The organism is Roseimaritima sediminicola (assembly GCF_009618275.1).
GTDB lineage: Bacteria > Planctomycetota > Planctomycetia > Pirellulales > Pirellulaceae > Roseimaritima > Roseimaritima sediminicola.
The window spans coordinates 1-18,390 of record NZ_WIAD01000060.1; the positions used below are offsets into that span (position 1 = coordinate 1).

17 protein-coding genes are annotated in these 18,390 nt (G+C 64.5%); 4 read left to right on the forward strand and 13 right to left on the reverse strand.

Annotated elements, in window-relative coordinates; genetic code table 11:
• Positions 1–8 precede the first annotated feature (8 nt).
• From GE027_RS19900 to GE027_RS19920, 5 genes are all read right to left on the reverse strand, one after another.
• Positions 9–977, reverse strand: coding sequence for a type III secretion system chaperone (locus GE027_RS19900; protein WP_153558983.1), 969 nt, complete (start codon positions 975–977; stop codon positions 9–11).
• A gap of 136 nt (positions 978–1,113) precedes the next feature.
• The gene (locus GE027_RS19905) at positions 1,114–1,635 is read right to left on the reverse strand and encodes a DinB family protein (protein WP_153558984.1); all 522 of its coding nucleotides are present in this window, start codon (positions 1,633–1,635) and stop codon (positions 1,114–1,116) included.
• 100 nt (positions 1,636–1,735) lie between these two features.
• Positions 1,736–3,085: an SMI1/KNR4 family protein gene (locus tag GE027_RS19910; RefSeq protein ID WP_153558985.1), complete on the reverse strand. Its 1,350-nt coding sequence runs from the start codon at positions 3,083–3,085 to the stop codon at positions 1,736–1,738.
• 76 nt (positions 3,086–3,161) lie between these two features.
• Complete coding sequence (locus tag GE027_RS19915; RefSeq protein WP_153558986.1) at positions 3,162–4,010, reverse strand: sugar phosphate isomerase/epimerase family protein; 849 nt, start codon at positions 4,008–4,010, stop codon at positions 3,162–3,164.
• 152 nt (positions 4,011–4,162) lie between these two features.
• The gene (locus GE027_RS19920; RefSeq protein WP_153558987.1) at positions 4,163–4,822 is read right to left on the reverse strand and encodes a hypothetical protein; all 660 of its coding nucleotides are present in this window, start codon (positions 4,820–4,822) and stop codon (positions 4,163–4,165) included.
• Between the two features lie 18 nt (positions 4,823–4,840).
• Between GE027_RS19920 and GE027_RS19925 the strand changes: the two genes are divergently transcribed.
• Positions 4,841–5,278 (forward strand): hypothetical protein, encoded by a 438-nt coding sequence (locus GE027_RS19925; RefSeq protein ID WP_153558988.1) that lies wholly within the window; start codon positions 4,841–4,843, stop codon positions 5,276–5,278.
• Positions 5,279–5,435: 157 nt separating this feature from the next.
• On the opposite strand, the gene GE027_RS19930 is transcribed toward GE027_RS19925, so the two are convergent.
• Together GE027_RS19930 and GE027_RS19935 are read right to left on the reverse strand one after the other, a co-directional pair.
• The gene (locus GE027_RS19930; RefSeq protein ID WP_153558989.1) at positions 5,436–5,633 is read right to left on the reverse strand and encodes a hypothetical protein; all 198 of its coding nucleotides are present in this window, start codon (positions 5,631–5,633) and stop codon (positions 5,436–5,438) included.
• A gap of 432 nt (positions 5,634–6,065) precedes the next feature.
• Positions 6,066–6,449, reverse strand: a complete 384-nt coding sequence (locus GE027_RS19935) for a hypothetical protein (protein WP_153558990.1) — start codon at positions 6,447–6,449, stop codon at positions 6,066–6,068.
• A 13-nt stretch (positions 6,450–6,462) separates the two neighbouring features.
• Between GE027_RS19935 and nth the strand changes: the two genes are divergently transcribed.
• Entirely contained in the window at positions 6,463–7,116 is a 654-nt protein-coding gene (nth, locus tag GE027_RS19940; RefSeq protein WP_153558991.1) for an endonuclease III, read from the forward strand.
• Positions 7,117–7,292: 176 nt separating this feature from the next.
• Positions 7,293–11,072, forward strand: coding sequence for an FtsX-like permease family protein (locus GE027_RS19945; RefSeq protein ID WP_237607685.1), 3,780 nt, complete (start codon positions 7,293–7,295; stop codon positions 11,070–11,072).
• 204 nt (positions 11,073–11,276) lie between these two features.
• Here GE027_RS19945 and GE027_RS19950 read toward each other — a convergent pair whose 3' ends face one another.
• The 6 genes from GE027_RS19950 to GE027_RS19975 form a co-directional block, all read right to left on the reverse strand.
• Positions 11,277–12,209: a DUF1559 domain-containing protein gene (locus GE027_RS19950; protein WP_153558992.1), complete on the reverse strand. Its 933-nt coding sequence runs from the start codon at positions 12,207–12,209 to the stop codon at positions 11,277–11,279.
• A 41-nt stretch (positions 12,210–12,250) separates the two neighbouring features.
• A complete protein-coding gene (locus GE027_RS19955; RefSeq protein WP_153558993.1) occupies positions 12,251–12,754 on the reverse strand; it encodes a hypothetical protein in 504 nt (167 codons plus the stop codon).
• Positions 12,751–13,704 carry an Lnb N-terminal periplasmic domain-containing protein gene (locus GE027_RS19960; protein WP_153558994.1) on the reverse strand — a complete coding sequence of 318 codons (954 nt, stop codon included), beginning with the start codon at positions 13,702–13,704 and terminating at the stop codon, positions 12,751–12,753. The genes GE027_RS19955 and GE027_RS19960 overlap by 4 nt, the downstream gene beginning before the upstream one ends.
• Before the next feature lie 143 nt (positions 13,705–13,847).
• Positions 13,848–14,720 carry a succinate dehydrogenase iron-sulfur subunit gene (gene sdhB, locus GE027_RS19965; RefSeq protein WP_153558995.1) on the reverse strand — a complete coding sequence of 291 codons (873 nt, stop codon included), beginning with the start codon at positions 14,718–14,720 and terminating at the stop codon, positions 13,848–13,850.
• Positions 14,721–14,733: 13 nt separating this feature from the next.
• Positions 14,734–16,740, reverse strand: coding sequence for a succinate dehydrogenase flavoprotein subunit (sdhA, locus tag GE027_RS19970; protein ID WP_153558996.1), 2,007 nt, complete (start codon positions 16,738–16,740; stop codon positions 14,734–14,736).
• A gap of 84 nt (positions 16,741–16,824) precedes the next feature.
• Positions 16,825–17,688 carry a succinate dehydrogenase cytochrome b558 subunit gene (locus GE027_RS19975; RefSeq protein WP_202617483.1) on the reverse strand — a complete coding sequence of 288 codons (864 nt, stop codon included), beginning with the start codon at positions 17,686–17,688 and terminating at the stop codon, positions 16,825–16,827.
• A 290-nt stretch (positions 17,689–17,978) separates the two neighbouring features.
• Here GE027_RS19975 and GE027_RS19980 point away from each other — a divergent pair, with 290 nt between their 5' ends.
• Positions 17,979–18,359, forward strand: coding sequence for a response regulator (locus GE027_RS19980; protein WP_153558997.1), 381 nt, complete (start codon positions 17,979–17,981; stop codon positions 18,357–18,359).
• The last annotated feature ends 31 nt before the right edge of the window (positions 18,360–18,390 follow it).

The following is an 18,390-nucleotide window of genomic DNA, read 5'->3' on the forward strand; positions in this document are numbered from 1 at the left end:
ACCGTGGGCTAGCGCCCGGCGGCGGATTGGGTGGCGGCCTTGGTGAACGCGAGCGCTTGGTTGCTGCCGGGCAGCTGGAGGTCGAACCCTTGGGCGTCGCGGCGGCGAATCGTACCGCTCAGCTGCGTGCCGTCGTCGCCGTTGAGCTGCAGCGTTTGGCCCTGCAGCGTGAACGTGCCCTGCGAACGACTGGTCTGATCTCCTTTGGCAATCGCCAGAGCGAATTTGTTTGACGTGTCAAACTGCAACGCGATGGCTTCGTTCTTGCCACGGTCGGCCGCCCAGACGCCGCGGAGGAATCCGGTGGTGACCGCGCCGCCGGAGGGCGTCTTGGAATCGCTGTTGGGCGAAGGCTTCTGCGTCCCGCTCGGCTTCGCCTTGTGCGACAGGTTCCAAGCCGGTTCTTTTTCGACGGCGATCTCGGCCAGCTCCTCGAGCCAGCGGCGCAGCCGCTCCGGCGTCACGCTGCGGTTGTCGGTTCGTCGCCGCAGTTCGATGCGTTTGATGCTGGCGTCGTAAGCGAAGAAGGCGGGGGCGAAGTTGCGGTTGGCCGCCATCAGTTCCAGTACCTTGTCGACCGGGACCTGCGTTTCCGGCAGGTTCTTGCCCAGCGTTTTCAGCAACAGCGAGAACTCCAGTTGGTCCTCGTCGATGAACACGGTCACGCGCACCGGAATCGTCCACTTGCCCCGTTTGATCTCCGTCGCCACGACGCGGGTGTCCAGCGATTTGGTTTCGAAGCCGGCTGCTCGCAGGGCCGTTTCCAAGGACGACGCGCCGCTGATGCGGCTGCCTTCGGGCGGGCTGGGAATCGCCGAAGACCGCGGCGCCGGTTCGGCTTCGCCGGCGAAGGGCGTGTCGATGGAAACGGTCGAGAACAAGTCGTCGCCGGCCTGGACCGGCGGCATGCTGCGCAGCGAGACCAGCAGGCCGGTGACCAAGACCCATCGCAGGGGTGCGGGAGCGGAGGGAAGCATCGTTTTCACCTGTCAAGCGAACGGGACAAAGCAGCATCGCAACCGATGCCACAAGATGAAAAGCGTGCTCGCGGTCCAGGTGTTACCGAGAAACCGGCGAATTATTCTCGCCGCGGTGATCCCCGTCGCTGGAGGGTTACGCCGGCGGCATGCCCATCATACGCCGCCACGCGCTCAACTGGCCCATGTGGATCATCATGTGTCCACCCAGATAAAAGTTATGCATCGAGGCCATGGTGGTGAAGCGCTCGCGCATCGCTTCGTTCGGATTCTCCACCGCGTAGGCCGCATCCTCCACCTGCCGCACCGCTTCCAAAGCCGCTTGATAACCGCTGAAGAAACGCTCGGTGATCGTTTCCATCGCGGGGTAGATCGTGCCGTCGGGATCGTCCTGGCAGACGGCGTCCTTGTCGAACAGGCGGACCAACTCCTCGCTGGGCTCGAGGGCCGGGTCGCTGTGGCCCAGGTCGCTGAGGATACGCGGGGCGTACAGACCCAGGTGTCCGACGATAAAGGCGGGATGGTTCGAATGCACACGGCCGTCGGCGCCGGGGGCCAGACGGGCAAATTGATCGGAGGAGACGCCGCGGAGCAGCCGTTCGATATAGAACATCGAAATGTTCGCGGAATCGATGATGACGTTGGCGATCGGTGACATAGCAGATCACGGGGGCAAGAGTGACAGGGTGAGAGTGACAGCGTGCGGGCAGGCTTCAGCTGGGAAAGCTTCAGCTGGGAAAGCTTCAGCCGGGCAGGCTTCAGCCGGGAAAGCGTTGCTGGAGGCACTGCAGGTGGGTCGTGGCGACGGCGGCCCGAGCGGCGTAGCCGGCGTGCTGGGCCGCGGCGACGATTTGCTGCAGCAGCGGCACGTAATCGACCAGCGACGGCAGGCCCAGGTCCCAGCCCTGCGCCACCAGGGCATGGTAGGCCGCCGGCCAGTCGCCCTCGGCCGCGGCCTGGTCGGCTTGCCCAGCCCAGTAGGCGGCGACGGCAGCCGGACGCTCCGCCGGCGAGCTCTTCGACCAGCACTGCCAGTAATCGCGGTGGTGGCAGGCGGCTTGATCGTGGTCCAGCAAGTTTGGTTCGGCGGCCAGCAGGCTTTCCAGTCGTTCGCCGGCAAACTTGTCCTGTTCGTGACCGTGGATCCGAAAACGCACGCTTTGATCGGCGAAGGCCGAGGCCGGCAGCACGCGGCAGTAGGCTGCCGCCGCGGCCGCGCGATCGCCGCGTCGCTCCTCAGCCCAGCCCACGATCGATCCCGCCCAGGCCAGGTCGCAGCGCATCGCCGCGACGCGCCGGGCCAGTCGCTCGGCGCGGTCCCAGTCCTGGCGATTCAGCGCTTCGGCGGGAAGGTCCAGCAGCCCCGCCACGGCCTCGCGTTGTGACTCGGGAATCAGGTCGGCATCGAACCGCCACAGCCGGGCCTCGGTTTCCCAGTCGACCGGCAGGCCTGCCAGCAGGGTTCGGTTTGCATTGCGAAGCGGCGTCTCGAGCGCGCGCAGGATCGCTTCGGCATGCAGGGGAACGACCGCGACGTCGGTGGCCAACAAGGCGTCCAAACTCGCTTTCGCATCGCTGCCGCTGGCCGCCGCATCCAGTTCATCGATGCGGGTGGTCACCATGGCGGGCAGGTGCTGGCGGGCCCAGGCAAACAGCGGGTCGTCGGCTGCCGAGCGGCGGACGATTTCGGCCGGGTCGCTGTGCCGGTACTCGGGGCCGGACAGACGATCGCGAATCTGCTGGAAGGCGATCGCTTCGGCCAGCGTGCGGCCCCAGGGGATCCAATCGCCGCCGCCGTGGTACCAGTGCAGGATTTCGGCGACGCGGTCGTCGGCGCCCAGCCGCAGACACAACCAATCGCCGTAGCGATTTCCCAGCACCGGCAGGACATCCGGCGGCATCATCCCCGGCCAGATCGCCGCCGGACAGGGTTCCAGCAAGGACGCCGGAGAGCACGGTTCGCAGAACTCGCCGCTGCCCTGCCCCTGCCACTGCCGGCCGTTAAACCAGTCGACCAGCGTCGCGTCGAATGCGACGCGATAGCGATCGGCAAGACGGTCTGCCCAATCGCGTTGTCGAGCAGTCGAAGCGGCGGCGGAGTCACTCAATGAAACGCAAGCAGTAGATGAGTAGGCAGAGTGGGACCTACCAGCGTACCCAGGGCAGCGCCGGAAAAGCAATGGCTTAGGTGGTGCGTTTGGCGATCTGGTCCCGCATGAAGCGCAGCCCTTCGGTGGCCAGCGTCATCTCGTCCTTGTACATCCGCCGCCAGATTTTCGTCGCCGCGGCGATCTCCGGCAGGGCCAGGCCGAAGGCTTCGATCACCAGCCAACCGTCGTAGCCGCAGCCGACGATGGCGTCGAAGTTCTCTTCCCAGCGGATCAGGCCTTCGCCCGGCGTGCTGCGGTCGTTCTCGCTGATGTGGATGTGAAACAATTTGTCGCCGCCGGCGCGGACCGCCGCGGCAATGTCCTTCTCTTCGATGTTCGAGTGGAAGGTGTCGTACATGATGCCGCAAGCCGGATTGTCGACGTCGCGAGCGAAACGGGCCGAATCGGCGTGGGTATTCAGGAAATAGCATTCGAAGCGGTTCAGCGCTTCGACGCCCAGCTTCACGCCCACTTCCTGAGCGTACTCGGCCGTCTTCTGCATGCTCTCCACGCCCCACTTCCACTCATCCTCGCTGGGGCCGGCGCCGGAGAAGTGGCCGATGGCCGAATGGTAGGGACCGACCAGGGTCTCGACGCCGGCGGCCGCACAGCAGTCGAGTGTCTTCTTGTTCAGCTCTACGCCCTTGGCTCGGACCGAGGCTTCGGGCGAGATCGGGTTGTCCTCCAGGTTGCGGATCGTCACGGCCGTCCGCTCCAGGCCGACCTCGTCCAGCTTCTTGCCCAGGGCCGCGTAATCGAGGTCCAGGTTGAACATCGGCAGTTCGACACCGTCGAAGCCGGCCGCCTTCAAGTGCTCGATCGTCGGGTAGAGGTCCTCGGTGACTTCGCCGGACCACAGCAACAGATTCATTCCGTATTTCATTGCAAACGCTTGGCTGGAGGAAAGGGGGCAGGAAACCATTCGCCGTTTGGGCGTTCGCCCCGGCGCAGTCGAGCAACCGTCGGGAACACCAAAACGGCCGATAGGCCGCAAAGCCGCAAAGCAAAAAAGCCGAAAAACTCCTCTTCATGCGTTTAGGAGGGCTCGGCTGCGGATGATAATAACCGCTGGCGGGCCTCAGAGACACGGTGCCGAGCGGTTTGCAGCCAGACGGTCAGGCTGGCCGGCAGCCGCGGCAGGCCCACCCGCCGCATCACCTGATTCAACCGGAACAGCAAACGGTCGTTGTCCAGATAGTCGTACAGGAAACGCTCGTCGATGAACCGCGGGATGAAGGGTTCGAGAAACTCGGTGCGGCGGGCGGCAATCCGATTGACGGCCGCCTGCACGACGGCGCCGTCGACCCGTTCGAGCGTGGCGTAGTAGCGGTCGGCTCGGCCGCGGTCCTCGGCGATCAGGTCCGCGTCGAGCAGCAGTTCGATCAGAATGTGCCCGAGAAAACTGGGCCGAAAACCATCGTCGCCGGGCAGGTGGTCCCGCAGTTCCACGGCGAACTGCAGATTCATCTCCACGAAACAACGGGTTTGATGAAACCAGCGGTCGTCCTCGTGGTGGCGGATAATGCCGGCGACCAAATCGCGGACTCGGGGGTCGGGATCGTCGGCCAATTCCGCGGCCGCCCCGCTGCGGACTCGTACCCGCCGATCGACCACCGAAAGCCAGTCGGGCGTCGCCAAACCTGCTACAAAGTACGGACGGTCCAAGTGCTCGGCGGCATGGGTCAAGTAATTCATGCCGATAGTGTACCCATTATGACCACGAACCCTTACCAACCCCCGCAGGCGTCCGCTCCGCTGCGCAAAGTGGCCACGCGTTCTCCGTCCAAGCCCCCGCGCCGGATCGCGATCCTGCTGGGCCTGATTGGAATCGTGCCCTACTGGGGGTTTGTGGCGATCCTGCTGGAAGCCGGCGGACAGGATCGCATGGGCGGCTTGATCCTGGCCCCCAACGGCGTCCTGTTCATCGTGCTAGGCTCGTTAGAGATCATCCGCTTCCGCGGCATTTGGCGCAGCTACGGCGTATTAATCGTCGGACAAGGCGTGATTACCGCCGGGATGTTGGTCGTCGGCTTCGGGAGCGTCGAGCCCGTATTAACGATCAACGCAGTGATCATCACCCTCGCATTGTTCCTCGCAGGCTTCGCGTTCGGTTCGGAGCGTCGGCAGCTCCGTCGCCGGACGCATCCGTAGCTGGATGCGTTCGAGTCTAGCCTTCCGGCGATTTCGTTTTTTGCGCTTCCGGCTCGGCTAAAGCCTAGACTCCAGCGGCGGGGTTTCGGCGAGCTGGCGCGAAAGGGGGACGCGGCCCAAAGTCTGGCGAGTTCGGCTACGGGATCTTCCCCGCCCCTTACGCGGCGTAGTTGTCGCGTTGAAGGACGTCCAGGAGTTTTTCGAAGCGCTCGTTGGCGATTCGGCGGCGCTGCATGCGTTCGCGAACATCCCAGCTGGAACGGATGGCCAGGACGCGGGAAGCGATCTCGGCATCGGTCGGCAGAGTCTCATTGTGAGAAGCGGTGTTCGACATTGCGACGGTTGAAGTAGTCATGATCAGTTTTCCTCCTGAAGGCGAATGCATGTGTCCGCACTGGACGGGAGAATCGTTTCCAGCCCTCTCCGATAGGCTCTGCCGGCAACCTCTTGGCCAGCGAAGGAACGGTAAAAGCAAGTGCCGTGCCAATCATTATAATCGACACGATCCGGCGGCGAATTGTTCGCGCGATTCACACCGAAATGGGGAAAGTAACACGCCCTTTTGGACATCGTTTGCGGGCGGTGTGAAAGGCGTCTCGCCGGGCCGGCGTGGGGCGGCCGGCGGGCGGTCAAAGCGAGCGAGAAACGCGGGATTGCTTTGAAATTGCGGATCCGACGACGCTGAGAGCCGCGTCATGAGGGCGGCGAACAGGCGGTCCCGCGGCGGTCCCGGTCAACGGGATTAGGGCGGATAAAGCGGCCGGAGATCGGTGGGGGATCGAGCGGATTAAAATTTCTCCGTGGCCGGCCCCTGGCTGACCTCCGGCCACATCGCCGTGCGGAATGTGTGTAAACCTTGCAACCGGCCTCCGGGCAGCTGGGTGACGCGGTAATCGCGGTGTCCCGGGGCGAGGTGGTCGAGGAACCGCTGGAAATCCTCCCAGCCGCAGCGGCCCTGCAGATGAACGTATTGCAAACGGTCGCCATCGTCGTACAGCATGCCGGCCAACTGCCGGCCTTCCTGCGCGTCGATCATCCAGAGAAAATGCCCGTCGGGCTCGAGGTCCACGCGGTCGATACCAGTCAGTCTCTCCGCGGCGTCCTCGAATCCCACCGGCAGCGCCGCGCCGCCGGGCCCGGACAAATGGATCTCGAATTTCGCTACGTTCACTCAACCGGCTCCCATGAGAAAACACGAAAGGGCACGTCACGTCCAACAGCGGCTGATGGAGCTGTACCCCGACCCGCCCATCCCGCTGGATCATACCGACTCGTTCACCCTGTTGGTGGCGGTCCTGCTGAGCGCCCAGTGTACGGATAAAAAGGTCAATGAAGTCACCCCCGACCTGTTTCGCGTCGGCGGGTCGCCCGCATCGATGGCGTCCATGGGCGTGGAGGCGATCCTGGAGATCATCCGGCCGCTGGGACTCGCACCCCAAAAAGCTCGGGCACTCGATGGGTTGAGCAAGCAATTGCTCGAGCGCTTCGACGGCCGTGTGCCCGAGACGTTCGAAGGGCTGGAGTCCTTGCCGGGCGTGGGACACAAGACGGCCAGCGTGGTCATGGCCCAGGCCTTCGATCACCCGGCCTTTCCGGTCGATACGCACATCCACCGGCTGGCCCAACGCTGGGGCCTGACCGATGGCAGCAGCGTAAAGCGGACCGAGGAGGATCTGAAACGGCTGTTTCCCGAGGACAGCTGGAATCGGCTGCACCTGCAAATCATCTATTATGGAAGGGAGCACTGTTCGGCTCGCGGGTGTGACGGCACCAAGTGCCTGCTGTGCCGCGAGCTGTACCCGCGGCGCCGCAAGCCGGTCATGCACCGCAAGGCGTGAGCAAGATCACCCTCCCCCTGGGAGGGTCGCGAGGAACGAGCGGGGAGGGTTTAACGTAACTTCACCCCCGTTTTAACACCACGTGCAAACTAGAGCCCTCCCCGGTCCTGAGAGACCGACCCTCCCAGGGGGAGGGTGATTCGATATCACTCCTAACTATCAGGAATTGCCCCCTCGTGTCCGAATCTGTGTTGACGCCCACTCGGATCGCTCGCCGCAGCGTGCAGTTCCACTGGCGGATCGCCCTTTCGATCGCTGCCGGCGTGGCGGTGGCCACCGCCGTGATCACCGGCGCCCTGCTGGTGGGCGATTCGATGCGGGGCAGCTTGCGCGCGCTGTCCCAGCAGCGGCTGGGCAAAATCGATTACGCGGTTTTTCCCGGCGGTTTCTTCGACCCGCAGCACCTGTTCGCTGCGACCGATTCGGCTCCGCACGACGAGCAGGAGAAGGCGGCCGAGCAGCCGCAGGCCCGGGGCGGCGCGTCCGGCGTGGGCGAGCCGATCGTGTATTTCTCGCGAGGCGTCCTGGAGACCACCGTCACGCTGCCCGCTGCAGCCGCCCTGCTGGAAGAATCCGCCCGAGATCCGGGCGCTGCGGCAGCGGCGAACGATGGCGAAGAGACCGAACGTCAGGTGGTGCGCCGCGCGGGATCGGTGCAGATCCTGGCCACCGATCCCTCGTTTTGGCAGCTGGATACCAGCGGCGTGCGGCCGGCGGTGATGCCCGGGCCGGACAGCGTGGTCCTGAACGCGGCTGCCGCGGCGGAGCTGGGTGTGGGCGTCGGCGACACGGTGACGGTCCGCCTGCCCAAATCGCAGGCGGTGCCGGCGGACAGCCCCCTGGGACGCAACGAAGCGGAGAGCGAGGGATTGCCGCGGATGGAAGTCGTCGACGTGATCCCCACTCGCGGGCTGGGTCGCTTTGCGCTTTCGCCCAGTCAGGTCGAACCGCTGAACGTGTACCTATCGCGCGAGCTGGTGACCGACGTGCTGGCTCGGCCGGGACAGGCCAACGTGTTACTGATCGCCGAGTCCGACAAGGCCCGATCGCTGGATAAGGCTCGATCGCTGGAGGCGGCACGGCGGCGGGCGGAGCAACTGGAGCGTCGGATGCGGCCGAGCCTCGCCGATTATGGCCTCCAGCTGAACCGGATCCAGCAATCCTTCGAAGACCAGGACATCATCGATTACTACAGCCTCAGCAGCGACCGGCTGCTGATTCCCGATCGGGTCGTCACCGCGCTTCGCGAGGAGTTGGGCGACGAGAGCGTGCATCCGGTGATGACGTACTTGGCCAATAAGATCCAGCGGCTGGACGCTCGAGGCCAGCCGACCGGATTGGTCGTGCCCTACAGCACGCTGGCCGCGGTCGATTCGCTGCCCAACCTGCCTTTGGATTATGGGCTTATGGATCATGGGCCTTTGGATTATGGCCGGGGAGAAGAGGAACCGGCGAAAGCGGAACCGGGTGCCGAGCCGGCTCCCCAGGACGCGGCTCCCCAGGACGCCGCGGCGGAACCGATCCCGTTGGTGCTGAACAGCTGGGCGGCGGAGCGTTTGTCGGTCGAGCCTGAAGATCGCGTTCAGGTCACCTACTTCGAACCGGAGACCCGCGACGGCCAAGAGGTGCCGCGCCGGTTCGTCGCCCGCGTCACGGACATCGTGCCGATCACCCAACCCAGCCGGCCCTACCGACGGTCCCGGCCGGCCGTCTTCGATGCCGCGCCCACGGTGTACAACGACCCGGACCTGACGCCGCGCGTGCCGGGTGTGACCGACCAGGAATCGATCCGCAGTTGGAACCTGCCGTTTCAGCTGGAGGACGGTCTGGTCCAAGGCCCCGACGACGATTACTGGAACGACCATCGGCTGACGCCCAAGGCATTCATCCCGCTGGCCGCAGGCCGCGAGCTGTTCGGCAGCCGTTTTGGCGACACGACCAGTCTGCGTCTCGACGCCGATCTCGCAGCGGACACTGCGGAATTGGCCGCGCAGATCGAACGGGCACTGAAGCCGTATCGCGGCGAACTGGGGTTCACCGTCCAGCCGATCGCCGCCCAGCAGTTGGCCGCCTCGGCCGGTACAACGCCTTTCGACGTCCTGTTTCTGCTGCTCAGCACGTTCGTGATCGCCGCGGCGTTGATGCTGATCGCCCTGCTGGTGCGGCTGGGGCTGGTGGCCCGGGCGACCGAGTACGGCACGCTGTTGGCCACCGGTTGGTCGCCCGCGGCGGCGGCCGCGCTGGCCACGCGGGAAGGATTGTGGGCGGCCGTCCCCGGGGCGGCGGCCGGCGTCGCCCTGGGGATGGGCTACGCGTACTTGGTGCTGTGGGCTCTGCGAACCTGGTGGGTCGGGGCGGTCACGGTGCCCTTTCTGCAGTTCCACGCCTCGTGGTGGAGCATGCCAGCGGGGTTGGTGATCGGGATCGCGATGGCTTGGGCGACGATTCGCTTCACCACGCGGCAATTGCGAAAAACGTCGCCTCGGTCGCTGTTGGCCGGCCAGTTCGGCGAAGCGACTTCGGAGCACCGCATCGGGCCGGCACCCCGGCGGTGGCTCAAGCCGATTGCCGCGGTCTTGGTGGGGGTCAGTTTGATCTTGGGAATCGTGGCAACTCAGTTGGGCGGACAGGGGCAAGCCGGCGCCTTTGTCGGCGGCGGGATGCTGCTGCTGGTCGCAACGTTGCTGTGGATGTATGCCCGGCTGCGGCAGACGGTGCGCAGCCGTCCTGCCAGCTCGGCCCTGTCGGCGGCAAACACGACCGATTCGCTGTGGAGTCTGGCCGTGGGCAACGCGCGGCGAAATCCGCTGCGCAGCACGCTGACGATCGGCTTGATGGCGTCGGCCTGTTTCCTGATCCTCTCGATGAGTGCGTTTCAGATGTCTCCGACCGACGCTGGTGTGGGCGGATTCGATTTGATCGGACAGACCGCCCAGCCCTACTTTCGACCGCTGGCCGATCCGCTGGTTCAAGAGGAGGTGTTCGGCGACCAGGCCGATCAGCTGAGCGGGACGACGACCGTGGGGCTGCGGATGAATCTTGGACAGGACGCCAGCTGCAATAATTTGTACAAAGCCATGCAGCCGACCGTGCTGGGCGTTCCGGAGCGGTTGGCGACGCTGTACGAATCGGACCGGCTGACGCCGTTTACGTGGGCGGCGACCGGTGACGTGCCGGCGGAGCAATCGCCGTGGCGGGCGCTAGAGCGACCGGCAAGGGGTACGGCCGACGACCCCCTGCCGATGGTCCTGGATCAAGCCACCGCGATGTGGGCTTTGCAGATCTACGGCGGCGTCGGCGCTCGGCAAGCGTTTGAATTTGATGACGGAACCACGCGGCACTTCGAGGTGGTCGGGTTGCTGTCCAATTCGGTGCTGCAGGGGATGGTGATGATCGGCGAGCAGAACTTCAAGCACGCTTTCCCCGAGATCAGCGGCACGCAGTACTTTCTGATCAGCACGCCGCCGGAGCGAGCCGAAGCGGTTGCGCAGTTGATGGAGGATCGACTGGGCGACGTCGGCATGGACGTCACGGCCAGCCGGACAGTGCTGGCCCGCTTGTTGGCCGTGCAGAACACGTACCTGCGAACCTTCCAGAGCCTCGGGGCGCTGGGGTTGTTGCTGGGAACGATCGGGTTGGCCGTCGCCCAGCTGCGCAGCGTCCTGGAGCGGCGGGGCGAATTGGCCGTGATGCGAGCCATCGGGTTCACGCGCTTTCGGCTGGCGCAGAGCGTGCTGATGGAGCACGCGGCGCTGTTGCTGGCGGGGATTGGCTGCGGGGTGTTCGCGGCTCTGTTGGCCGTGATCCCCTATGCGTACCTGGGCCGTGCCCACGTTCCCTTGGCCGAACCCTTGGCCTGGATGGCGGTGGTGTTGGTCGTCGGCCTGCTGGCCGGCACCGTGGTGCTGGCCCGCGTGATTCGCATGCCCCTGATCGCGTCGCTGCGGTCGCTTTGAGCACGTTAGCGCGAATAACACCCTCCCCCTGGGAATGTCGCGAGGAACCAGCGGGGAGGGTTTCTCCGGGTGGTTCCACCCTGTTTTGGTACCACGCTTAACCTTGGTACCCTCCCCGGTCCTGAGAGACCGACCCTCCCAGGGGGAGGGTGAGGAGATGTGTAGACACCAACGCCCAGAGGGAGGGTGAAGGGCGACTTGCTCTTAAAAGTCGCTCGCCTGGACGACTTCGCCGTTGTTGCGCGTCGCTAGGGCTTGGAACACCCGCAGGTCGACCGTGTCGGCGAGGAACCGCACCGAGCCGTCGAGCAGCGCGAAATTGACGCCGCCCGGATGCTGGCTGCTGAAGTCTTCGAAGTGACCGATCGGATCATTGGGCGCATGGTCGGCAACGCCCACGATGCGCGCTTCGGCCGCGTTGGCTTCGTGGATCACGCCCTGCCACAACGACCCGCCCAACCGACTGCTCCGCTCGCCGATCAACAGGGTCGAACTGGTTCCGTCGATGGCATCGCGAAACCGCAGGGCGCTGTTGCCGTAGAACATGCCGTCGCCGGCGTAGGGGGCGTCGTGCAGATCGAACGTGCCGAACACGCCCACGTAATTGCTTTTGGCGACCATGTACATGCCATGCGTGTCATCGACGTTTTCATCGCCATGAGCGTGATCGTGGTCGTCGTGTCCATGACCGTGTCCGTCGCCTTCGGCTTCGCCCAGCAGGAACTGATCCGGGCCAGGGTCGGTGGGGCAGATCATGACGTCCAGAACATGGTCACGCAGCGGCACGTGAACCGGCGCGTCGACGGCCTGCGTGAAATCGATGCGGTCGTGGACGGGCGTCTGTTCCAATTGATTGAGGATCGCCGCCGCCCAGCCCCAGCCGGGTTCACCGCTGCGATTGGGCGATTCCCAGCCCGCGGGAAGGCGATTGAATGTGTCGTGGTAGTTGTGGGTGGCCAGCACGATCTGGTGCAACTGATTCTTGCAGCTGATTCGCCGCACCGCTTCCCGGGCCGCTTGGACCGCCGGAAGCAGTAAACCGACCAGGACACCGATGATCGCGATCACGACCAATAATTCCACCAACGTAAAACCAGAAGGGCGCAGCCGTGCCGCACGCGTTTGCTCGAAGCGCATTGAAAAAAACCTGCTAAAAAAATGGATTGGAAAGGACTCTTCTAGACCAATCCAGCAGGTGGGCCGCGGGGGCCTTCGACGGACAGACGCAGCGAACGAGCGGCGGGACGCTCGGGAAGGCGTGCCAGACGCGCCGCAGCGGCTTTCTCAGACGCTTCGCAGCGAGGCACACAGACCGAGAGCAATCGCGTGGACAGCTGGCACAGCACGCACAGCCCGCCGGCGACCAGGCCGGGATCCTGAGCGAGGTGCGGTGAAGACGACGCCGGCTCTTGTTTCTTGTGCCCGGAAACCTTGCGCCCGGAAACTTTGTCCGGTTCTGAGGTTCCGGTCGCCGCCGAGTCGCTGTGCTGGTCGTGACAGCAGCAGTCTTGTCCGCTGCCGGCCGACGCTTCACTGCCCGGTGTCGCGGTGGCGACGACAGTGTGGACGTGTCCGCAAGCGTCGCCCGAATGCGCAGCGTGATCGTGAGTCGCTGGCAGTAGCCAACCACCCAGCAGATAGCCCAACAGGGCGATCGAGGCGATCAAGCGGCGGGAATTCATAGGGCGATGGCCGATTCAGGCAGGGACGCGGCGACGTGCGGCTGTCGTATCTTCCGAGAAAAATCGGGATCGTTCAAGTGTTGCCGGATCCGCATCGACACGTTAGCACGTTTGCGAGCTTCGGCGAAAGGCAGATCCGTTTGCAGCAAACCCAAGTCGTAAGCCATCGAATCGCTGTGCCCCGGCAGCAGGTTCCGGAGCGTGCTGGGCACCGCCTCGGGGGCCAGGTGATTGATGTGCTCGATCAGGTTCGTGGTGCAGTTGTTGGCGAGCGAGTCGTAGAACTCGGGGTGAGCGGCCAGTTGATTGGTCCTACGCAGGACGTGTCGTAACAGTTCGGCGGATTGTGCGGGCGTGGCGATCGATCGGTACAAATAGATCGCTTCATCCCGGCGATGCTCGGCGCGCAGCCCCAGCAGATCGGTTTCGTCGCCCAGCACGTACATCAATTCGAACTGACGCACCGAACCGGCCACCGCACCGAACGATTCACCCCGCTGCAGCCGGGCTTCGATCGAAGCGACCAGGTGCCGCCCGTCGGCCAGTTCGAAGCTGAGCATCGTGTGGGCCAGCGACGGTGTGTTGGGAAACGGGACGACGATAAAATCGACCGCCCGCACATCGTCCCAAGCCACCTTCCAGTCGCTGTGCTTGACGATCGCATCGCTGTCCGACCGCCAGCGGCAGTGGCGGACATTGCGGATCGTCGCCCCTCGGGCGTCCATTTCGGCGTAGGCCAGCACGGCTTGGTGGGGTACCCAGTCGCGGTTCTGGCGCGGCGTGTCGGCGACCACTTCGGGCAGACTGCGCAGCACCCGCTCGGTCGACCGCAACGGACCACAGCCGCCGCACAGCATCGCCACCGGGGCCAGCACGACCGCGGCCAAAGCGAGCCGCCCGAGGCGGACCGGAGCCGAGCGGAAACGTTGATGAGCGGCGAGAGGATCCATAGCGATTCCCTCGCAAGAAACCCCCTTTGCAAGCAAGACCAGTTTTTGACGCCCCCCGGTAGCCGAAGTCGCCAGAGTAGCTCGGCTGTCCCAGCCGAGAGCTGCGCGGTCTACGGCTGGGACAGCCGTGCTTCTATCGTCGCCTAGCGTTCGAAGAACTTCTTCAGCTGGTACAGCGTGGTCGAACGGCCGGCCCGGGCGATCGAGCGGGTCAGGGGGATTTCCTTGGGGCAGACCGCGACGCAGTTCTGGGCGTTGCCGCAGACCTGGATGCCGCCGGCACTGCTCAGTTCCTCGTTCCGCTGGTCGGCCAAGGTCTTGCCCACCGGGTGGTTGTTGAACAGCATCGCCTGCGAGATCGCGTGGGCGCCGATGAACCCCTTGTCGTAGGCGGCCGCTTGCCGCGCCGCGAAGGCTTCGTCCGACTCGCCGTCTTCCTGTTCCAGTTCGATCTTCAAGTACTGCGGGCAGGCATCCAGACAGCACCCACAGCTCATGCACTGGCTGAGCGGGTAGTTCTGTTCCTGCTGCTGTCGCGATTGCCGTTCACCCGGTCCCATGTCGTAGTAGCCGTCGACCGGCACCCAGCCCTTGACTCGCTCGAGCGCGTGGAACAGGCGGCCGCGGTCGACCAACAGGTCGCGGATGACCGGGAACTTTCGCATCGGTTCCAGCACGATCTCGTCGGGCTGGTCCTCGACCAATTTGTCGACCAACGCCGTACAGCTCTGCCGCACTTTGCCGTTGATGACCATCGTGCACGAGCCGCATACCTCTTCCAGGCAGCCGCAATCCCAGGCGACCGGCGCCACTTTCTTGCCGTCGACCGTTTCGCTGATCGCAGCGATTCGCTGCAGGACACTGATCACGTTCATGTCCGGCTCGCGAGGCACGTCGAACAGTTGCCAGTAGGGCTCCTGCCCGGGGCCGTCTTGGCGGAGCACGCGAACTTTCAACATCTGGGCTTGGCGAGCGCCCGCGGCGGACGAGGTCGGATTGGATTCTGGAGCAATCATACTTTCGTGCTTTCTATACCTTGGCATCCGAGCTGGATGAAGTGGACGGTTGCGTGTCGGAAGCTTCGGACTGGCGCCGGGCGGCGCGTTCGGACCAGACCTCTTCGATCACCTCCGCGCCGACCAACCCGTACAGGCGCGGGCGGGGCGGGATCAGCGAGGTGTCGACGTCCTCGTAGCTGAGCTGGGGTTGGTCGGAGGAGGCGTCCCACTTGGCGACGGTGGTCTTGAGGTACTTGCGGTTGTTCTCTTCAAACGCGTCGCACCACTGTTCGGCTTGACGGCGACGTTCGGCCGGATCCTCGGCGGTCAAGCTGGGTTTGGTAAAGTCCGGTTTGAAGTGGGCCCCGCGGCATTCGTCACGCTGCAGGGCACCTTTCAAGATGCACTTGGCCAAGGGGAACATGTCCTGAAGGGCTTTGGCGAAGATCACGTTCTGGTTGGTCCACGAGCCGCTGTCCGACAGGTGCACCCGCTTGGCTCGCTGGTGCAGCTCGTCGACCGTCTCGATCGCCGACTGCAGTTGATCGTTGCGGCGGACGACCGTGGCGCTGCGGGTCATGACGTCGCCGAGTTCCTGGTGGATCAGGTAGGGGTTCTCGTCACCGGTGCCCTTGAGCAGTTCGTCGTGGCGAGTTTGTTGAGCCTTGACGGCCGACTCGAGCAGCGAAGCCGGGACGTCGCGGTAGGAGCCGCCGGCGCTCTGGGCGTAGGAGATCAGCGAGGGGCTGGCGAACAAGCCGGTGAAGATGCACGAGAGCAGCGAATTGGCCCCCAGGCGATTGGCGCCGTGGTAGTGATAATCGCACTCGCCCATCGCATACAGGCCCGGGATCCGCGTCATCTGATTCTGCGGGGCACCCGGCTCGAGGCCGCCGTCGGCCGAGCGAGCGTAGTCGGCCCACAGGCCGCCCATGCTGTAGTGCACCGCCGGGAAGATTTTCATGGGCACGTCGCGGGGGTCGACGCCCTGGAACTTTTCGTAGATCTCCAGGATCCCGCCCAGCTTGCGGTCCAGCTCGCGGCGTTCGATGTGCGTCAGGTCCAGGTACACGCACATCCGGTCCGGTTCGACGCTCAGGCCTTCATTGACGCACACGTCGAAGATTTCGCGGGTCGCGATGTCGCGCGGCACCAGGTTGCCGTATTCCGGGAAGTGCTCTTCCAGGAAGTAGAAGCGGTCCGAATCGGGGATGTCCTTGGGGGCCCGCGCGTCCTGGGGCTTGCGCGGCACCCACACGCGTCCGCCCTCACCCCGCGCCGACTCGCTCATCAGTCGCAGCTTGTCCGAACCCGGGATGGCCGTGGGGTGGACCTGGATAAATTCGCCGTTGGCATAATCCGCTCCGGCCTGAAAGCAGCGGCTGGCGGCGCTGCCGTTACAGAACACGCTCATCGTGCTGCGGCCGTAGACCAGGCCGCATCCGCCCGAGGCGACGATCACCGCGTCGGCGGGAAAGGCCCGGATCTCCATGCTGCTCATGTCCTGGGCCACGACGCCCCGGCACCGGCCGCTGTCGTCCTGGATCGGGGCCAGGAAGTCCCAGAACTCGAATTTGCGAACCAGCCCTTCGCTCTCGCGGCGCCGCACCTGTTCGTCCAGGGCGTACAGCAACTGCTGGCCCGTGGTAGCGCCGGCAAACGCCGTTCGCTTGTACAGCGTGCCGCCGAAGCGACGGCGGTCGATGAAGCCCTCGCCGGTGCGGTTAAAGGGCACGCCCAAGCGGTCCATCAGATCGATGACCTTGGGTGCCCAGTAGGCCATTTCCTTGACCGGCGGCTGGTGATTGAGGAAGTCGCCACCATAGACCGTGTCGTCGAAGTGTTTCCACTCGTTATCGCCCAGCTGGCGGGTCTGGTCGTTGCAGGCGTTGATACCGCCCTGGGCGCACACGCTGTGCGAACGTTTGACCGGCGTCAGGCTGATCAGGTCGACCGCCACGCCCAGTTCGGCCAGCTTCATGGTCGCCGACAACCCGGCCAGGCCGCCACCGACAACAACAACGCGATGAGCACTCATGGTGGGACTTTCCCCTCGAGGGGCAAAAAATGCGAATGGATCAGAATGAGTTAGATGGAGGTCTTGACGCCCTGGGGTGGCGTCCTAGGGGGTCGCCACCGGAGCGTCCGCCGCCGGAGCCGGGTCGACCGCGCCGAGAGGATGGTCCTGCATGGTGACGTCGGGTTGCGTGCGTTTTTCGACGGACAACGGTACCGCGCCGCTCTGGACGGCCGCCGGATACATGCGGTTTTCGATCGCTTCGGCGGCCTCCGGATCGATCGAGATCGAAGCCCACCAGGCGGCCATTCCGACCAGTGCCAAGCCGATGCCAAACGCGGTGCAGATCTTGGTCGCGCGTTCCTGCGCGGCGGCCGATATCCACAATCCCCAGGTGATCCCCGCGGTCCACAGCCCGTTGGCCAGATGGTAAACGCAGGCCAATACCCCGATCAGATAGAACACCCACCAGGGCCAGCTGCCCATGGCACGAGCCAGGCTCGAGGCGGCGTTGTAGGGCCGAAAGTTGGCCATCCCCAAGGGGTGCGCGACCACGTCCAGCCAGATGTGAAAATGGAACCAGCCGTGCAGGTGAAACACGTGGACCAACAAGAAGACCAAGGCGATCACGCCGGTCCACCGCTGCCACTTGTAGCGGCGGTTGTTGACGTACGGGTAGTGGCTGGTGTTGCTGCGGCCGTTCTTGATCAACCACACGCCCAGCAAGCCGTGAAACAACAGGGGCAGGAAGATGAAACCCCACTCGATCACCGGCAGGGCCAGCCCGAGGGAGTGGATCCGGTACACGGCCCCCTGAAAGCTTTCCACGCTGTCCAGCAAACTGGCGTTGGTCAGCAGGTGGACCACCATGTAGGCGCCCAGCGGCACCAGCCCAGCCAGCGAATGGAGACGGCGGATGGCGAATTCATGACGCCAATAAAAGGAGTCCTGAGGGGAAGGCTCGGCCACGCGACTTCAACCGGTAGGGGGATCGATTTATCGTGTTCGAGGGGGCACCGCGACGAGGTTTCCTCCCTCTTGTTTGTTTCTGCACATTAATCCTAGGTACTCCGCAGGGCTTCGCAAGCCGGCCAAACCGGCCGAAATTGTCGCACCACCGCAGTTCCCGTCCGCTGGGCGTGAGCTAATTTAAACTGCGGCATCGAAGTTGCTTATAATAGGTCCTGTGATTTGGAAGCCTGCCAATCCGGCAGCGCACTTGGACATCGGTTTGCCAGGTTTTTGCCAGGTTTGCGCTCGTGATCCCGAATTTGCTTATTACCGACGACGACGAAGCCCTGCGGCTGTCCCTGGGCGAAGCTTTCGAGCGACGGGGGTTTCAGGTCACGTTGGCAGCCGATGGCCAGGAAGCCCTGGACGTGGTGCACAGCGCCACGATTCATATGGCCTTGGTCGATGTGCACATGCCCCGCGTCTCGGGCCTGCAGCTGATTGAGCGGTTGCGAGGGGACGAGCTGGAGGTGCCCTGCATTTTGATGTCGGCGGCCCTGGACGAGTCGATCCGTCACGAGGCGGAGTCGATGCACGTGTTTCGGATCCTGGATAAACCCTTTCGGTTGGCCGATGTGGCCAGCACCGTCCGGCAAGGCTTGGCCGAACACTACGGCTGGGCGGGGTGAGGATTTCAATTTTCGCCGAAGTCAGCCGCGA